The sequence below is a fragment of the Chitinophaga sp. NPDC101104 genome, from assembly GCF_050277495.1.
Classification (GTDB): Bacteria; Bacteroidota; Bacteroidia; order Chitinophagales; family Chitinophagaceae; genus Chitinophaga.
Genome location: NZ_JBNNSF010000001.1, coordinates 1,852,839 through 1,870,299, shown reverse-complemented (window position 1 = coordinate 1,870,299; position 17,461 = coordinate 1,852,839). Strand labels below are relative to the sequence as shown.

The following is a 17,461-nucleotide window of genomic DNA, read 5'->3' as shown; positions in this document are numbered from 1 at the left end:
AAATGGAATTGAAGTTTTGGGTATAAAAAAACCGCCGTTGCCGGCGGTTTCTCTCACACACTACAGGTTTAATTCCTGATTACCCCTGATATCATTAACCGCGTTCGCGGCCACGGCTGTTCTCGTGTCCACGGCTGCCAGGCTCTGCTCTGCGGTCGTTTCCACGGTTTCCGTTGTTATTGTTCCATTGGCGCTCTGCAGGGCGGTTCGGCGTTACTTCCCGGCGTTGTTCGGCGGGGCGGTTCGGCGTCACCTGGCGTTCCGGGCGGTTGTTGTTCTGATTCCATTCGCGGCGTTCTGCAGGACGGTTGTTATTGTTGTTCTGATTCCATTCCCGGCGTTCTGCGGGACGGTTGTTGTTCTGATTCCATTCGCGGCGCTCTGCAGGACGGTTATTGTTGTTCTGGTTCCATTCGCGGCGGTTATCGTCGCGGTCGTTGTTCCGGTCATTGTCGCGCGTCCATTCGCGGCGATTGTCATTATCTACCCGGCGCTGAACGGGGCGGCTGTTCCATTCGCGGCGTTCTTCCGGGTGGTTTCTCCAGCGGTCGTTCCATTCGCGTCGGTCGCCGGGGCGGTCCCGCCAAACGATCTGCGAATAGTTGTTCCGGTAATGTGAATACTCCCTGCGGTAACGGTTATGGAATCTCCAGGGATCGCGCTGGTTGATCACCACCTTGTAACCCCGGTAGAAGTCGTAATATCCGTAACGGGCCGGCAGATAGCGGGTGTGGACCCATCGGCCGAAGTCGAAGTAGATGTACGTCTGCGTCGGGATGTAATAGTAAATGTCGATATCAGGAAGGTAATAATACTCCGCGTAGTCGTAACCCACGGGGCCCCAGGCGGGCTGAATACCAAGGTTGATACTCACGTTCACCTGTGCCGAGGCGGGAGACGGGGTAGAGGCCGTAAAAGCGGTCATCACAGCCAGGATGAGAAAAATCCGTTTCATACATGCTGGTTTTAGTTCTTGTTAATTAGACGTTGTAAATGCGTCCGGGTTTACGCGTTACAACAGGTTTAACATATAGGATGGTAATGCATATTTGATGCCAGAACAGCCGTAAGCGGGAATTCTTTCATATCTCCCGGGAAACCATTAATATTACATATCTAATCGATTCGCATGGACCGCATTACTATCGCACTGGTAGACGATCACCCCGCCATTCTCAATGGTTTACAAATGATTTTGCAAGGTTTCCCGGACGTTACCGTGTCTGGCGCCTGGCAAAACGGCGACCAGTTGCTGGACGGTTTGCAATCTGGAGCGCCCAACATCCTTTTCCTCGACATCCAGTTGCCGGGGCAAGACGGCTTGGCGCTGTGCCGGCGGGTTTCGGCCGATTATCCCCATACGCGGGTCATCATTTTCACGAACGTGGAAGACAAGCATACCATCCGTACCGCATTCCAGAACGGTGCGGCGGGCTACCTGCTCAAAACGGCCGGCAGCCGCGAGATCCGCGAAGCGATCGATGCCGTGCATGCGGGCGATCAGTATGTGCACGGGGAATTGAAAGACCAGATGTTCCAGCAGATCATCCAGCGGAAACCAAGCCGCTACGCACCTTCCCTTACGCGGCGCGAAAAGGAAATACTGGGTTTCATCGCCCAGGGAAGCAGTAACCAGGACATCGCCGACAAGCTGTCGCTCAGCGTGCGCACCATAGAAAACCATCGCTACAACCTCATGCAAAAGCTGGACGTGAAAAATACCGCCGCCCTGGTAAGAAAAGCCATGGAACTGGGGCTCGCCAGCTAATACACTTTCCCGTTACCCGTCCTGCTCCTCTATCCGGGTAAGTAAAATTACTCAGTTTCAAATACGAGTAATACATCGGAAAAATCCGTTTGCGTTGTCAGGTAGTTTTGAGGAAACTTCATGACCATGTTGCTTGTAGAAAAGAAAGCCCCCCTTCTCTTACAAACCATGATCGCCGGACTGCTGGCGGCTTCGCTGCTGTTGCTGGCTTTCAACATGCACCAAAGCGGCGCATCCGGCGGACTGGCAGCCATGCTCGCACTGGCGGCCGTGGCCATCACCGTCCTGCTGCTCCGCATGCCGGGTGAAAAACGGGCCGTTGCCGGGATTCCCGACCGGGAAGCGGAAGTCCGGTTATTGCAGGAACAGGCTTTGCAGGCGGAATTACAGGCCCTGAAAGCACAGATCCAGCCGCATTTTCTCTTCAACGCACTTAACCGGGTGAACGCCAGCCTTCCTGCCGAACAGGAAGCCGCCAGGGAGCTCATCGCGCAACTGGCCGATACGTTCCGGTATGCGCTGAACTCCACCCGGACAGACCTGGTGCCCCTGGGCCAGGAGCTTTCCTTCCTCCGCGACTACCTCCGGATCGAACAACACCGCTTCTCCTCCCGTCTCCATGTTGAAATAGACGCGGCGGCATCGGTGCAAAGCATGCGCATCCCCCCGATGTTACTGCAACCGCTGGTAGAAAACGCCGTAAAACATGGGATCGGCCCCTGTATCGACGGCGGCGCCATCACCATCCGCTGTACCCGGCATAAGAACAAACTGCGCTGCACCGTCAGCGACACCGGCGCCGGCTTCTGCGGCCCCCTCGATCAAATCATGCTCGGCTCCGGCGTAGGGCTCCGCAACACCGCCCTAAGGCTGGAGAAACTCTATAACACCCCGCTGCAGGTAGAACGCAATTCCGGCGGCGGTCTCCAGTTCATGTTTGATATCCCCATTCAACCCTGACAGTTATTCGGACATCATGCTTCCGGCGACCGTACGGCCATGCTCCGTACGGTCGCGCTGTTTTAACCGCCCGGATTCCGTACTTTTAGGGCATGACCATCCGGAAATTCCAACCCTCGGCCCCGCTTGCGCCTTTCATCAGCGAGTACATCCTGATCGAAAGCGACGCGGACATCCTCAACCAAACGATCCCCGGCACATCGCTGGTGCTTTCGTTCCGGTTCGGCGGCCGGATCGTGCAGGAATCGGAGGGTTCATCCGAAGTGTTGCCCGGATCCGTTATCAGCGGATTGCGGAAGAACGCGCGGGGATTCCGGTACGAAAAAGGAACATCCAACCTCCTGGCCGTTTGCCGCGAAGGCGCCATCCATGCATTTACCCGGCTGCCTGCGCACGAGCTGTTCGGGTTGAGCGTGGATACGCACGATATTTTCCCTTCCGCCGAAATAAATACATTGCTGGAACAGCTGGCCGAAGCGCCCGGGCAACCGCAGCGGCTTTTTCTGCTGGAAGCGTTCCTCCTCCGCCGGCTGACCCAGATCCCGCAAGACGGATTGGTACTGGAAGCCGCTTCCCTTATCAAACGGCAAAACGGCAACCTGCGCATCAAATCGCTGGCAGAAGCCCTGCACATCAGTCAAGACCCGCTGGAAAAACGGTTCCGCGCCCGGATCGGCGCTACGCCCAAGCAATACGCGGCGCTCGTGCGGCTGAATGCCCTCGTCGGGCGTTACCACGACACCGAATCGCTCACACAGGCCGCCTATGAAGCGGGGTACTTCGATCAGTCGCACTTTATACGCGATTTCAGACAGTTCACCGGTCAAACCCCGAAAGCGTATTTCAGCGTCGCCCGCGGATGGTAAATCAATGATTTTTTACAATTTCACCCGCAGCACTGCAAGTAATTTTGTAAAAAATCCAAGATGATGACTACCATACTTTCTGCAGCCAGCCTGGCCCTTTCAGCTTCCCTCAGCCCGGAATCCGCTCCCGTACAACATTTCCTCTCCCCTGCCATCGAACAAACCGATACCAGTACCGCACAGCGCAACAAGCAGGCGGTACGCCAGCTCTTTGAGCAGGTGATCAACGAGCGGCATTTCACCGACATGCCGAAATATGTGGCAGACGAATATACCGGCCCCTCCGGCCTGAAAGGCCCGGCAGCCTTCGAAGCCTCCATCACAGGGCTTATCCGTTCCTTTCCCGACATCCGGTGGCAACTGCTGGAATTCATCGCGGAAGATGATAAAGTGATGGTGAAATGGCAATGGAAAGGAACGCATGCCGGCGATTTTCAGGATATCTCCGCCACCGGTCTCCACATCACCCACAATGCCATCGCCATTTTTACGCTCAAAGATGAAAAGATTGTAAATGGTTTTTTATTCAACGACCGGTTAGGATTCCTGCAGCAGCTCCGGCAATTGCCCGCCGATGAATCGCAGATCCGGGCGAAAAACCAGCCGGGGGAAGTGCGCTTCGTCGACCATTTTACCGTGCCCGCGGCAGCGAAAAAGGCGTTCCTGGAGCGCGTCCGCATCAACCGGGATTTCATCAAAACCCTGCCGGGATTCCTGGAAGATGAACTGCTCGGCCACACGGCCGCAAATGGGGACTTCATCTGCATCACCACTGCGCGATGGAAGAACGCAGAAGCGCTGCAGGCCGCTAAAACCGCCGTTCAGCAATCTTATCGGCAAGAAGGTTTCGATCCGGCCGCCTTCATGCAAAACATGGGGATCAGGATGGAAAGAGGCGTTTTCGAACCGATGGAGAACACCGAAAGATAACCCCTGCAAAAACAGTAAAGGCGGCCCGAAAGAGCCGCCTTTACTGCATTCAATCGATCCTTACATCAATATTTCATGATCGTGCGAACGGTTTTCACGATACCATCAGACACATGCAGGAAATAAATACCATCGATCTGTGAAGAAAGGTCGAGCTGCACCTGCGTGGCGCCCTGGCCCTGGGGGATCACCGTTCTGGCCACCTGGTTGCCCATCCGGTCGATGACCTGGAACACGTATCCCCGGTTCTTTTTGTTGTCCAGTTTCACGGTGATGGGGCCGTGTGTGGGGTTGGGAAAGATCGTGATGCCGATGGGGTCTGCGATCAACCCGATCCCCAATACGAGAATCCCCTGTTCCGCCGACGCGGCTTCATACAGCGCGGTACTGTCTGCCAACGCGCGGACCGTCACGATTCCCGTGGTCGTAAGTTTCAGCGAATTTCCGTTCAGGATGCCACCGCCATCGACCAGCGCAAAACGCACCGGCATTCCGATGGAGCTGGAGGCCTGCAATTGTACCGTCTCAAATTTCAGGCGGGGCGCAACCGGCGGGAACTGGAGGGTTTGTATGCCTTTGAGAACGGTAAACGTCTGCACCGTGTCTGCCGGGAAGTAGTTATCGGTCCCGGCTGCGGAGGCTCTCACCGTCACCGTTCCAGGCCCCGTGAATGTAAGCTGCGAGCCCTCCAGCACCGCGGGCCCTTCCACCAGCGAGAAAGTGACCGGCAGCCCGACCGTAGATTCGGCCACCAGCTGCAACGGCGCAGTTCCGTACCGGCGCTCGCCGATACTGTCGAAAACGATGGACTGCTTCCGCCGTTCGAACAGCTCCCATTCCGCAAACTGCGTGTTGCCTTCACCGTTATTTGCCGTCATATCAAAACGATAGTATACATATGCTTTCGTATTTCCCGGAACATCGAAGGAGCGCAGCTGTCCGCGGCCGGAGAACGTTTCGCCCGCACGCACGTCGAGCGTATCCCAGCTGAGGGAATCGACGGAGCCGAGGAGCGCCCAGTCGCGGGGATCGCGGGCGGGACGGTCGTTCCCGGAGGTGATCGTGTAACGTACGACGATGGCGGGTTCCGTCGATTTATATTGGACCCAGAGCGCCGTGCGGCCGCTACGGAAGTACTTGGTGCCGGGGTTGTTGTCGATGAGCGAAGGCAGATCTTCCGAGGGCTTGGAAGGGTTCGGGTATTGGCCGGAGATCGTTCCGCCGTTGTCGGTAATGTCGATATTGCCGATCCTGACCTTGATGGCGGTTGCGCCGGAGATGGCCGTTTGGCCCGATGCATTGAGGGCTTTGGCCGTCAGGGAATAATTGCCCGCAGCCGGGCCGTACCAGCGCAGGGCGTAGGGCGCCGTGCTGTCTGTCCCGATCAGCGCCGTATCTGCGTAGAACGACACCGCCACAATGCCGCCCAGGCTGTCGGAAGCCGCAGCCGCCAACTGAATGTATACCGGCGAAACGAAAACCGTTCCTGCCGCCGGCGAAGTCAGTGAAACATCGGTGCCGCGCGGGTTTACGGTCACAGTGGATGACGCAACGGCGGACTCACGGCCTTTCATGTCGAATGCCTTCACCGCGATGCTGTGCTGGCCGTAAACTGCCGTCCAGGCGAAAGCATAAGGGGCCGATGCATCCTCCCCTGCCTTTACCCCATCCACATAAAATTCAACCCTTGCGATCGTATCGGAAAATGAGATGGCGGTCGCCTGAATGGAAACAGTATCGCCGGCTTTGATCAGCGCGCCGTTCGCAGGAGCGGAAATACTGGCGCGGGGCCCGTCGCCGCCCGCAAGATAGCCGACCATGGTGCTATCCAGCGGAATGGCTTTTACCGGTGCGATGGAAAACTGATCGGCACCCGCGTCCATGGGCGATGTGCGGGGCTGACCGTCCAGATCGACCGTCACCAGCGGATATCCGGCGCCGCCTTTCCCGATGGCAGGACTGTTCTGCACCAGGTGCCAAATGCCATTCGCATCCCGCTCCAACAGCGGATTCTCAACGGTATACGACGTATCCGGAAAAATGCCGGCCGGCACATTATGCAGGATGTTCCCCAGCCAAACCGAGCCCGTACTGGGGCCGGCGATCTGTAACGCGTCGTACGTACTGTTCTGAATGATGTTATAGGCGCCGGTGATGTAAGTGGATCCCAAACCATTGGTGCGCGCGGCCTGGCGGATGTTCTGCGCGTTGCCGTTGAGCGTGTTGAATGCGATCAATACCCGGTCTGGCCGGTCGTGCGAGGTGAGCGCGCCGCCTTCCGACACTTCCGCGCTGCCGTTGCCGATATTGATGGCGATGCTGCAACTGTCGAAATAATTGGAATGGATGGTGTGATCGTCCCCGAAAATGCGGATGCCCGGCGTCTTGATGAAATAGTTGCCGTACACCTGGCAGAAATTCCCGTGCCGAAGCGTAAACTGCGCGGGATTGTTGCGGATCGTATTGTAGCGCAGCGTTACGTGCGACGCCTTCACCGAAATACCCTCGTTCTCCCCGTCGCATTCTTCGAAAAGATTGTACTCCACCACGCTGTGGCTCGAAGAAAGACTGTAGCCGCTCAATCCGAACTGGATCGTTTCGGAGCCGTTTCCGCCGCCGGGATACTGCTTGTAGAAAAAGTTGTGATGCACCCAGATCCTTTGCGCCACCTGGCTGCCGCCGTTGCCCGAACCGTGGATCGAAACGTACTGGCCCAGGCCGCGCTTGTTGCGGAACGTGCAGTACGAGAGCTCATGATCGTTCCCCTGGATGTTCAGGTTGTCGCCTTCGCCGGGCGTCTCGTATACGTTGTGCATGAGGCGGACGAAGCCGGTCCCTTGTGCGGTGGACGATTTTCCCGCCGCATGGCGGAATATAAACCCGGTGATGGTAATGTAACGGGCCGGGCTCAATACCTGGAACCCGCCAGCACCGTTGATCTCCACACCACCTATGGTTTCTGCCGCGATGATGATGGGCTGCGCCGCCGTACCCTGGCGGTTGACGGTAATCGTACCGGTTGTGGTGTATACACCGTTAGCCAGCACGATCACGTCGCCGGGAACGGCGGCATTGATGGCGGACTGTAAGGCGGAAATAGAGGTGACGCGGATGATGGCAGCGTGCAATGCCGTGTGCGCCCATAAAAACAGGACGACGAGGGGTAAAATTCTTTTCATAAGTGGATGTTTTCAATAACGTGAATCAATGCAATCGTTTGCAATTCTAAATAACAGTAATTATTGGAGGTGGAATGATAGTTTTTTCACAAGGAATGGCAGAGAATTGATGTTATCGTCGGGAGGGTTTGTCCGCCGAAAAGCGCAGTTCAGCGAATCCGGCGGCAAGATCTGGTGGAAATGATTAATTTTCAGGGATATGGAAACCGAATTTTACGATCAGGCTTTCGAGCGGCAGGATTATCGCGCGCAGCCACTCCGGCCCGGCGAATACGAGGCATGTACTTTCCGGAACTGCGATTTTTCAGAAAGCCCGCTCGTCAACGTCATATTCATCGACTGCACCTTTTCCGGCTGCAACCTTACCCTGGCGCAAATCAAGGGGACGGCGCTGCGTGGCGTGAAGTTCCAGGACTGCAAACTCCTCGGCCTCCGGTTCGACGAATGCAATTCCTTTAACCTGTCATTTACTTTCGAGCGGTGCACGCTTACCAGTTCATCCTTCTTCGGCCTGAAAATCAAAAAAACGACGTTCGCCCATTGCCAGCTGCGCGAAACGGATTTTACGAACACCGATCTCACGGGGTCCGCATTCCCGCATTGCGACCTGCTGAACGCGGTTTTCAGCAATACGGTATTGGAGCAGGCAGACTTCCGCACGGCAGAGCATTACCTCATCGACCCGGAGCGGAACAATATCAAAAAAGCGAAGTTCTCGTTGCCCGGCGTATTGGGGTTGTTGGGGAAATACGATATTCAGATCTCATAAAAAAGCAGTCCCGCGGGACTGCTTTTTCAATTATTTGCTTTCAGGTTTGACGTCGTAAAGGATCACGAATTCGATCCGCCTGTTTTTAGACCGCCCGTCTTCCGAATCGTTCGTTGCGATGGGGTGGCGCGATCCCAGGCCCCAGGTGAAGAGCCTGTCACCCGCAACCCCGCTGGAAGTGAGCTGGTTTTTTCCGCTCACGGCCCGTTTTTCGGACAGCTCGTTATTGATCTGGTCGGTGCCGGTATTGTCGGTATACCCTGTCACCAGGATTTTCGTTTTGTCGAACTTGTTCAGTACTTCCGCAAACCGGCCGAAGGTGGGCTTGATTTCGTCTTTCAACTGGTCGGAGTTGGTGGCGAACATCACGTTGTTGGGGAAGATGACTTTCAGGCTGTCGTTCAGGATGGAAACATCCGCTTCGTTCAATACTTTCTTCAGCTCCTTGTACTGCTTGGTCATATAAGCATGGGAAGTCCCTTTCTTGGACGCCGCACAGGAGGTTAACAGTGCCGCCGCTACGAAGAACAGGAGGCTTCTGAGATTAACTGCAGGTAAGGTCATATGCTTGCGATTTTGGGGACAAATTTATGTAAATCCCCAATAATCAATCAGTTATGACAATAAACAACCATATGACGAGGTAATTACATAAGTTACCTTTTCAATGCCAGGTCTTCCTTCGCGGCCCATCCGCCGATATCCTGCCGGCTGAGGGAGGCGGCCATGAGATCGGGGAATTTGTCGGGCGTGCAGGCGAACACGGGAATGCCGCGGCTGGAAAAATATTGTGCGTTGTCGTGGTCGTAGGATGGGGCGCCTTCATCATTGAGCGCCAGCAACACCACTACCTGCACACCGGCGGCGGTGAGCTCGGCAGCGCGTTTGCGCATTTCGGCTTCGTTCCCGCCTTCATACAGGTCGGTGATGAGCACCAGCACGGTATCCATCGGGCGGGTGATGATCTGGCGGCAATAGGTGAGCGCGGCATTGATGTCGGTACCACCGCCCAGTTGTACCCCAAAAAGCAGTTCCACGGGGTCTGTCAGCGCTTCGGTAAGGTCCGCGACGGCGGTGTCGAACACGACCATCTTCGTTCTGATGGCGGGAATAGACGCCATTACGGAGCCGAATATCCCGGAATACACGACGGATGTGCCCATGGAGCCGCTTTGGTCGATGCAGAGCACCACGTCTTTAAGCGCCGTTCTTTTGCGGCCGTAACCCACTTTCACTTCGGGGATAATGGTTTTGAATTCGGGTTGGTAGTGCCGGAGGTTTTTGCGGATGGTGATGTCCCAGTTGATTTCGTTGTGCCGCGGCCGGTAGTTCCGCATGCTGCGGTTGACGCTGCCCGAAACGGCCTGCTGCATGGGCTGCTGCAGTTTCCGCATCAGTTCGTCCACCACTTTCCTGACCACCTGGCGGGCGGTGTCTTTCGTTTTGTCGGGGATCACGCGGCTGAGAGTCATGAGCGTGGCCACGAGGTGCACATCCGGCGTTACGTTTTCCAGCATTTCCTTTTCGAACAGCATCTGGGTGAGGTTGAGGCGCTTGAGCGCGTCTTGCTGCATCACCTGCACCACCGTGTTCGGGAAAAAGGTACGGATATCGCCCAGCCAGCGGCTTACGTTGGGCGACGAAGGCCCCAGGCCGCCGCTTCTTTCACTGTCGTACAGCGCTTCCAGCGTACGGTCCATCCGCAGCTCGTTGCCGCCCAGCTCAACGCCGGTGCCGTCGTTTTGGCCTCCACCGAGAATCATGCGCCATTTGCGGAGATTGAATTCGTTGTTCATTTGTATCCGAGTAATTTCATGACTACCGGGAGCCCTTTCGCCCCGCGGTCAAAATCAAATTCGTTCGTTGTTTCCGATGGCAGCACGGTGGCGGCGCCTCCGCCCTGTTTCACCTTTTCGCCCAATTTCCCCCGTTCGGGTTGCGTGAAATGCGCGAACGTTCTCCGCAGCAGCGGCAGCACTTCCGTGAAATCGCTTTCCCCGAGCGTGGCTACCCAGCTGTTGACGACGTTCCAGAGGTTCGCGTCCAGCAGCAACAGGGTGCCGCTGCCTTTGAGGAAACCCTCCAGCCAGGCGGCCGCCGTGGCAGGCGCCGAGGCTTTTGACATGGCGAAATTGAACACCTTCACCAACGCGTCTCCCGTCAGCAATTGGTGATCGGCCAGCAGGCGGGTGCTGTAGCCGCCGATGACGGGCGCGGTTTGCCGGCCTTCGGAAACGGTTTTGAGCGATTGTTGCCATTCTGCCGTGGCGTTTTCCTGCTGCAACAGGTTCACCGAATCGTTCATCCGGTACAACAATTCCAGTAAAGTTTGCGCGGCGTCGCCGGAAATGGCGTTACAGGCGTTGGGCAGACTGATGCAGATCCGTGTGATCATGCCCGTTACGATGCCCGTCACCAGCGCCGCGTCGGTTTTCCGGACGTTCCCGTAGCGGCTGACGCTCACCAGCGAAGGGATCGCTTCCATTAGCTGCATCACGTCGCTGCTGGCGGCAGACAGGTTGCCCAGCATGCCGATCAACGCTTCCACCGCTTCCGGCAATTCTGCGGGCAGGGTGTCTGACAGCAGTCCTGCCACCGTCCGCAAACTGCCCGATTTGTGCGCTTCACTGGTCACGAACCTGGCCGCGGCTTCGGCGGCTGTGTTGCCCCAGATCCCTTTTTCGATGATCTCGATGGTGAACGCGGGGTCCCACTGCAGGCGCCATTGTTCCTTGAACGTCCCCTTCCCGCCTACTTCCGTTTTTTGCGCCCAGGTGAGCCCCAGGAGCTGTAAGCGGTGCAGGAACACGCTCCGTTCGAGGTCGCCTTCCTTGCGCAGATCTAGCAGCAGGTCTTTGGGATCGGGCGTAACGGGGATGCGGAGCTTCTTTTGGTATTTCTCTATATCGACCTGCAGCGGCGGCTTCGGCACTTCGGAAGGCACCTGCCCCATTTTGTTGCTGACGATCAGCTGCTCGCTGATGAGTTGCATCATGATGTTTTCGCCGGTGCAAAGTACGCTAACGGTGGCTTCGTTCAGTTCCTCGAGCCCCGCTTTGGGCAAGCCTCTCAGCGCCGAGAGCGATTCGGCCAGGCGAACGGCTTCGATGACGTGGGCCACGGAAGTGTCCATGTTATTTTCCCGGAAAAGCCGGGCCACGTTGGTCATCCAGCGCGAGCCGTCGTCGCCGGGATGCTCCCAGATATGTTCGTACCACCCGGGAGATTGGATCCCCGCGCCGTAGCCGCTCCGGTAACTGAGCCGGTTGTAGCTCCAGGGGGCCCAGGTACATTCCACTTTCACTTTCGGCAAGCTTTTCAGCAATTCGTTGTCTTCTTTCGCCGGCGGCATTTCCCGCAACGCCGGTGCGTGCCAGGCGCCGCAGATCACGGCGATCGAGGTGTACATTTCCTTTTCCGCCTGGCGGATGATCTTGCGCATATACGCTTCCCGCAGCTGCTCTTCGCGGTCGCCGCGGGAAGGCTGCGATTCCCGCATCGCCTGCATGGCCTCGCCGATGGCATCGAACACCTGGTCGTTCATCCGCCGGTGCTCGAAGGTATGCTCCCACCATTTGTCGCTGCTGTCATAACCCGCCGCCATGGCCATTTCCTCCATGGGATGCGGTTTTCTTTCCAACGTTCCCGTTCCTTCCGCCACCGCATTTTCCGCCTCCACGCTGTTTTCCTCTTGCTGATCTTCTACAAAAGCATGCACCAGCGGCAGGTCCATGAACCGGACGGGAATATGGTGGCGCTTCGCGTATTGAATGGCCTGCCATTCCGGTGAAAACGTGGCGAATGGATAGAACACCGATTTCCGGATATCGTCTGCCTGGAAAGCGAGGATCGCTACGGGCGGGCGCAGCGCTTCATGGTCTGCCCATTGCAGGAGCGCATCGGCTTCCGGCGGACCTTCCACCAGCACGATGTCTGGCTGCAGCCGTTCCAGGAAACTTTTCACATTGGCGGCAGAGCCAGGGCCGTGGTGGCGTATGCCTAAAACATGTATCGACATAAACGCTTTTTTTACACCAGGTCTCTGCAAGCCCTGTAAATATCCTTCCAGTTCTCGCGGGGTTTCACGACCGTTTCGAGGTACTCCTGCCATACGATCTTGTCCTGCACCGGGTCCTTGATCACCGCGCCCAGGATGCCCGCGGCGAGGTCGGCGGCTTTGAGGTGCCCGTCGCCGAAATATCCCGCCATCGACAAACCGTTGTTCACCACAGAAATGGCTTCGGCCGTGCTGAGCGTGCCCGACGGCACTTTGATCTTCGTTTTCCCGTCGAGCGTAACGCCGGAGCGGAGCTCGCGGAAGATGGTGACGATGCGCCGGATCTCTTCGAGGGCGGGCTTTTCAGCGGGCAGTTCCATTACTTTTTCGAAACTTTCCACCCGGCGCTTCACGATATCGATCTCTTCGTCCATACTATCGGGAACGGGCAGGATCACGGTGTTGAAACGGCGCTTCAGGGCGCTGGACAAATCGTTCACGCCTTTGTCGCGGTTATTGGCCGTAGCGATCACGTTGAACCCTTTCACCGCCTGCACTTCGCTGTTAAGTTCGGGAACCGGTAAGGTTTTTTCGGAAAGGATGGTGATGAGCGTATCCTGGACATCGGCGCCGATGCGCGTGAGCTCTTCGATGCGGACGATCTTCCCGTCTTTCATGCCACGCATGACCGGCGTTTCGACGAGCGCCCGTTCCGACGGGCCTTCAGACAGCAGCCGCGCATAGTTCCAGCCATAACGGATCGCTTCTTCGCTGGTGCCGGCCGTTCCCTGGATGATCAGGGTGCTGTCTCCGCTGATGGCAGCGGCGAGATGTTCGCTCACCCAGCTTTTCGCGGTGCCGGGGAGGCCGTAGAGCAGCAGGGCACGGTCTGTGGTGAGCGTGGCCACGGCAATTTCCATGAGGCGCCTGTTGCCGATGTATTTGGGCGTGACCTCCATGCCGTTTTTCAGTGTGCCGCCTACCAGGTAAGTGACAACAGCTTGCGGGGTTAACTTCCAGTTGGCGGGGCGCTTGCCGCTGTCCTGTTTCTGCAGCTCCTCCAGTTCGTGCGCGAAGAGTTGTTCTGCATGGCTGCGTAAGATGGCTGACATATTTGTTGTTGTTAAGGGTTTATTGTTGAAATGCTTGTAAGGTTTGACTTTTGATGGACAGTAACTGGAGCACATATCCTGCTATTTCCGTCCAGCCTTTTTTACTGTATTCGTCGCCGGCAGAAAATTTGTCGAGCTCCGCGCCGATGCGGATGGGCAACAGGTGGATGTGCTTGTTGAAGAAACCGCGATTGCAGGTATAATGATTATTGGCCGCATATTGCATGAACACCCGCGTTACTTCCAGGCTCCATTCTTCCTGTTGCTGCTCCGTCAGAAAACGGATAATGAGATCGGCGCTATGCGAAAAATTCCGGATCATGTATTCATCACGATCCTTCCCGGTTAAAACGGGCAGGATGTCTGCGAAATACCTTCGCTCGTCTTTGGCGAAAATGGTACCCCATTTTTCATTGGGATATTTGCTCAAAGCAAGGCCGATGCCGGGCAGCAATCCTTCCACGAAATCGTCTTTAGAAAAAAGTGTGTAGACCTCTTCCGCTGATCCTTCGAAGTGAGATTCCCAATATTCGGGCGGGATAAACTGCATCATTTGATAAATGACCATCGTATTTTCCGTGATCCCGTTTTTGCTTCCGCTTGTATTGATTTTGTTGATCCCAAGTTTGAAAATTTCGGGATCGAACGATTCGGGTTCCTTGTATTCGAGTATTTTCCGGGATGATAAGCCCAGCATTTTCTTCTCGATCTTTACCTGGAAACAGGATTTCAACAATTCCCAATACCGCTGCACCAGCGATGATCCGGGAATCCGCTGCAGGATTTTAATGGCTTCGTCTTTCACCTTCTGGCTCTTATCTCCCAGCAGGGATTCCAGCCAGGGAAGGTCCGTTTCGAACAGCGACGGGGGCAGGTCTTTGAGCAGTTCCGTCCGCGCGGCCGCATTCTCCTTGCCCCAGGTATCTTTCAGCCATTGCAGCGCTTTCGCGGGATCGGATGGAGCGGTACGGAGGAGCACCTGTTTGCGCTGTTGCGGCGAGCCGGTATCCCATAGCTCATCGTCGGTGAGATCGGTCGTGAACTGCCAATCCGGATTGAACTGCGCGAGCCATTTGCCGCGCCGGCCGAGAACCGGTGCGATCATGGGGCGAAGCGCTCGTTGCTGCCGGGCCGTGTCCAGCAAAACGGGGAGCAATTCCGGCCGGGCGATCTTTTGCTTTTCCGCCGCCTGTTGCAGCCAAAGCGAGAGCAGGCCGGGACTTTCGAAAATGAAAATATCTTTCAACGCCTGGTGCGCCGCCGGGCTGCAATACGCCAGTTCCTCCGCCGGAGCGGGTGCCAGCCCATCGCCCGTATAGGAGACGGGAAGCGTGCCGCATTGTCGGAAATTGAAAACCAGCGCGGCCGACTGCAGGAATTTTTCTTCGCGGTCGATGTCCGGATGTTGCTGCACGATGGAAACCGCTTCCGCCAGCGAGGGTTCCGGCGGTGAGGCGGGTTGCCGTTTTTCGGTGCCGAGTTGCGCCGTTTGAACGATGTTATCCCAGGATTGCATGTCTTAATTTGTGAGGTGATGATATTGCCCGCGTGCCCAAATGCCCAGTGGCTCGAAGGCGTGCTCGCGGCCCAGCACCGCCATGTCGAGCGGTTCGCCGCCGCTGATGGCCAGCAGGGTAAACAAATGGCGGAACCCTTCGCGGATGCGCGCCAGCCGGTTTTGCCCGTCGCAAAGCCACCATTGGCCGTTCCATTGCACGGGCCGCAGTTTTTCCACGATGAAAGGGCGGTCGCCGTCGAACGGAAGCCCTTCGCACACGGCCGCCACCGACTCCGCCACCTGCATCCAGCCGCCGAAAGCGGTATAGGGCGCCTGGGCGCGGGTGGACTGCTGTTGCCGGATAACGGCCCTCAGCGGCCTGGCAGAAGGGAAAAACACCAGTTCCGCCTGCACCTGCATGCCCGCGCTCAGCGAAAACGCAAGCCCCTGGCCGCGTACGCTGAACTGGAGCACCAGGGCGTATTGTTGGGTTTGCGTCCCGAAAAGCCAGTTCCGTTCTACGAGGAGATTGTCTTCTTCGAGGGTTTGTTTGCCGAGGACGGTCCATATATCGGTAACGCCGCTTTGGGATTTCAGTTCTTCCTGATTTTGGGTGAACCCGATCCAGGTGCGGACGTCTTCCGCCAGTCCTTCCGGGAGATCGTTCCTGTGCCGGAACCCCGTTGCCACGAGGTACATGCGGCAAAGCTGGTCCATAAAGCGGCTCTGCCAGTCTTCCCTGAAAAACCCGATGGAGCCGAGCTGGCGCACCATCCCGGCGAGCCCCGGAGATTTGGCGTCGATCATCCTTTTGGCCATATCCGCAAAAAATGCAGGGGCTTTTTCCGGCATATGAAGGATGCCATTGCGCACGATGTCTTTCATCCACCGTAACAATTCCTCCAGCCCGTCTTCCACCTGCTGTTCCCGCGATTCTTTCCGTTTCGCCTGCGCCGCTTCGTCTACCGGCCTGGCCGCCGTTTCGGCTTTCTTCTCTTCCCGCTTCGTCCTTTTCTCCAGCCATTCCGTCACCCAATCCGGCGCTGCCTGTCCGGTAAAGAAGCCCTGTTGGCGGGCGTGCAGCAGCAACAGGCCCAGCCCATGCTTGCAGGGGAATTTGCGGCTGGGACAGCTGCATTTGAAGGCGATGTTCGAAAGATCGACCTGCGTCTGGTAAGGCTTTGCACCGCTACCCTGACATTCGCCCCACATGGCCATGCCGTTCACGCCGGCACTGACCCATTTCGCGGCATTGGCCAGGCCTTTGCCGGATTTGCGGGAAGGCTCGTCGGGCGCCAGGGAAAGTATTTGTTCTTCTGTGAGTTGCAAGGGATTTTTGATTTACAAGTTGGCTAAAACAAACAAATCTGTACGATCGAAAATAGTCAAAATAAACCACATCGATCATTATCTGATAGTGAATTCATTACACCGGATTTTCCCGGTCTCTGTGGTAAAATTACCACCACCTTGCGCAAGGTATCTGCGTATCGGAAAAAAGTTTTTTCAAAAAAACCGGCGGCAGGGCTTGACTCTCCCCTTACGTCATACCCTATATTTGCCCGAAAGGTATAAATCCAAACGATGGACAAATATTCCGTAAAAAAGCTCTCCAGACTTGCAGGCGTAAGCGTGCGCACCTTGCACCTGTACGACAGGATGGGCTTGCTCGAACCGTCGGTCCGTACCGAGGCCAGGTACAGATTGTATGGTGAAAAGGAATTGTTGCGGCTGCAGCAGATCCTTTTCTACCGGGAGCTCGACTTTCCGCTTAAAGACATCCTCGCGATCCTGGAAGACCCCGCGTTCGACCTCGAACAGGCGTTGGAAGGCCACCGGAAGGCGCTTTTGGCGAAAAAGGAAAGGATAGACACATTGGTTGGTACCATCGACAAAACATTGGTAACACTTAAAAACAAATCTATGTTACAGGTAGAAGATTTATACGATGGCATCCCCAACGAAAAGATGGAAGCATACCGGGCCGAGGCCATGGCTAAATGGGGAAAAGACACCGTCCTTTCCGCCGAAGAAACGCTGCGCGGATTCGGTAAGGACGAGATGAAAGCCCTCCAGCGCGAGCTCACCCGCATCAGCGACCGTCTTACCGAACTGATGAGCACAGATCCGAAAAGCGCGCCCGTGCAGGAGTGCATCGCCCGCCGGTTCGCGATCATCCTGAAGCTGAGCGGTGGCAAGATCGAAATGGGAAAACTGGAATACTTCCGTAAACTCGGCGAACTGTATGTGCAAGACAACCGCTATACCCCGGTGAACGGTATGCCCAGCATGGAACTGGCGCAGTTCATGAAGGAAGCGATGGACTATTATATTGCCCAGCAATCCGCCTGATATTTACATCCGGAAGCCGCAAACATCCGT

14 protein-coding genes are annotated in these 17,461 nt (G+C 56.4%); 6 read left to right on the top strand and 8 right to left on the bottom strand.

What is annotated here, in order from left to right:
* Positions 1-94 precede the first annotated feature (94 nt).
* Positions 95-955, bottom strand: coding sequence for a hypothetical protein (locus ACQKLP_RS07670; protein ID WP_427321605.1), 861 nt, complete (start codon positions 953-955; stop codon positions 95-97).
* A 174-nt stretch (positions 956-1,129) separates the two neighbouring features.
* Here ACQKLP_RS07670 and ACQKLP_RS07665 point away from each other — a divergent pair, with 174 nt between their 5' ends.
* From ACQKLP_RS07665 to ACQKLP_RS07650, 4 genes are all read left to right on the top strand, one after another.
* Positions 1,130-1,768 carry a response regulator gene (locus ACQKLP_RS07665; RefSeq protein ID WP_427321603.1) on the top strand — a complete coding sequence of 213 codons (639 nt, stop codon included), beginning with the start codon at positions 1,130-1,132 and terminating at the stop codon, positions 1,766-1,768.
* A gap of 126 nt (positions 1,769-1,894) precedes the next feature.
* The gene (locus tag ACQKLP_RS07660; RefSeq protein WP_427321601.1) at positions 1,895-2,728 is read left to right on the top strand and encodes a sensor histidine kinase; all 834 of its coding nucleotides are present in this window, start codon (positions 1,895-1,897) and stop codon (positions 2,726-2,728) included.
* A gap of 92 nt (positions 2,729-2,820) precedes the next feature.
* A complete protein-coding gene (locus ACQKLP_RS07655; RefSeq protein WP_427321599.1) occupies positions 2,821-3,594 on the top strand; it encodes a helix-turn-helix domain-containing protein in 774 nt (257 codons plus the stop codon).
* A gap of 60 nt (positions 3,595-3,654) precedes the next feature.
* Entirely contained in the window at positions 3,655-4,524 is an 870-nt protein-coding gene (locus ACQKLP_RS07650; protein WP_427321597.1) for an ester cyclase, read from the top strand.
* Between the two features lie 65 nt (positions 4,525-4,589).
* Here the strand turns inward: ACQKLP_RS07650 and ACQKLP_RS07645 are convergent, their stop codons facing one another.
* Positions 4,590-7,703 (bottom strand): chondroitinase-B domain-containing protein, encoded by a 3,114-nt coding sequence (locus ACQKLP_RS07645; protein ID WP_427321596.1) that lies wholly within the window; start codon positions 7,701-7,703, stop codon positions 4,590-4,592.
* A 199-nt stretch (positions 7,704-7,902) separates the two neighbouring features.
* Between ACQKLP_RS07645 and ACQKLP_RS07640 the strand changes: the two genes are divergently transcribed.
* Positions 7,903-8,472 carry a pentapeptide repeat-containing protein gene (locus tag ACQKLP_RS07640; protein WP_427321594.1) on the top strand — a complete coding sequence of 190 codons (570 nt, stop codon included), beginning with the start codon at positions 7,903-7,905 and terminating at the stop codon, positions 8,470-8,472.
* A 30-nt stretch (positions 8,473-8,502) separates the two neighbouring features.
* Here the strand turns inward: ACQKLP_RS07640 and ACQKLP_RS07635 are convergent, their stop codons facing one another.
* The 6 genes from ACQKLP_RS07635 to ACQKLP_RS07610 all read right to left on the bottom strand — a co-directional run bounded on the left by ACQKLP_RS07635 (position 8,503) and on the right by ACQKLP_RS07610 (position 16,408).
* Complete coding sequence (locus ACQKLP_RS07635) at positions 8,503-9,036, bottom strand: OmpA family protein (RefSeq protein WP_427321592.1); 534 nt, start codon at positions 9,034-9,036, stop codon at positions 8,503-8,505.
* Positions 9,037-9,128: 92 nt separating this feature from the next.
* The gene (locus ACQKLP_RS07630; protein ID WP_427321590.1) at positions 9,129-10,268 is read right to left on the bottom strand and encodes a VWA domain-containing protein; all 1,140 of its coding nucleotides are present in this window, start codon (positions 10,266-10,268) and stop codon (positions 9,129-9,131) included.
* Positions 10,265-12,490, bottom strand: a complete 2,226-nt coding sequence (locus ACQKLP_RS07625; RefSeq protein WP_427321588.1) for a DUF5682 family protein — start codon at positions 12,488-12,490, stop codon at positions 10,265-10,267. Before ACQKLP_RS07625 ends, ACQKLP_RS07630 begins: the two co-directional genes overlap by 4 nt.
* Positions 12,491-12,501: 11 nt before the next feature.
* A complete protein-coding gene (locus ACQKLP_RS07620; RefSeq protein ID WP_427321586.1) occupies positions 12,502-13,581 on the bottom strand; it encodes an ATP-binding protein in 1,080 nt (359 codons plus the stop codon).
* Between the two features lie 19 nt (positions 13,582-13,600).
* A complete protein-coding gene (locus ACQKLP_RS07615; RefSeq protein WP_427321584.1) occupies positions 13,601-15,097 on the bottom strand; it encodes a DUF5691 domain-containing protein in 1,497 nt (498 codons plus the stop codon).
* 3 nt (positions 15,098-15,100) lie between these two features.
* Positions 15,101-16,408 (bottom strand): SWIM zinc finger family protein, encoded by a 1,308-nt coding sequence (locus tag ACQKLP_RS07610; RefSeq protein WP_427321582.1) that lies wholly within the window; start codon positions 16,406-16,408, stop codon positions 15,101-15,103.
* A 255-nt stretch (positions 16,409-16,663) separates the two neighbouring features.
* Between ACQKLP_RS07610 and ACQKLP_RS07605 the strand changes: the two genes are divergently transcribed.
* Positions 16,664-17,431: a MerR family transcriptional regulator gene (locus ACQKLP_RS07605; protein WP_427321580.1), complete on the top strand. Its 768-nt coding sequence runs from the start codon at positions 16,664-16,666 to the stop codon at positions 17,429-17,431.
* The last annotated feature ends 30 nt before the right edge of the window (positions 17,432-17,461 follow it).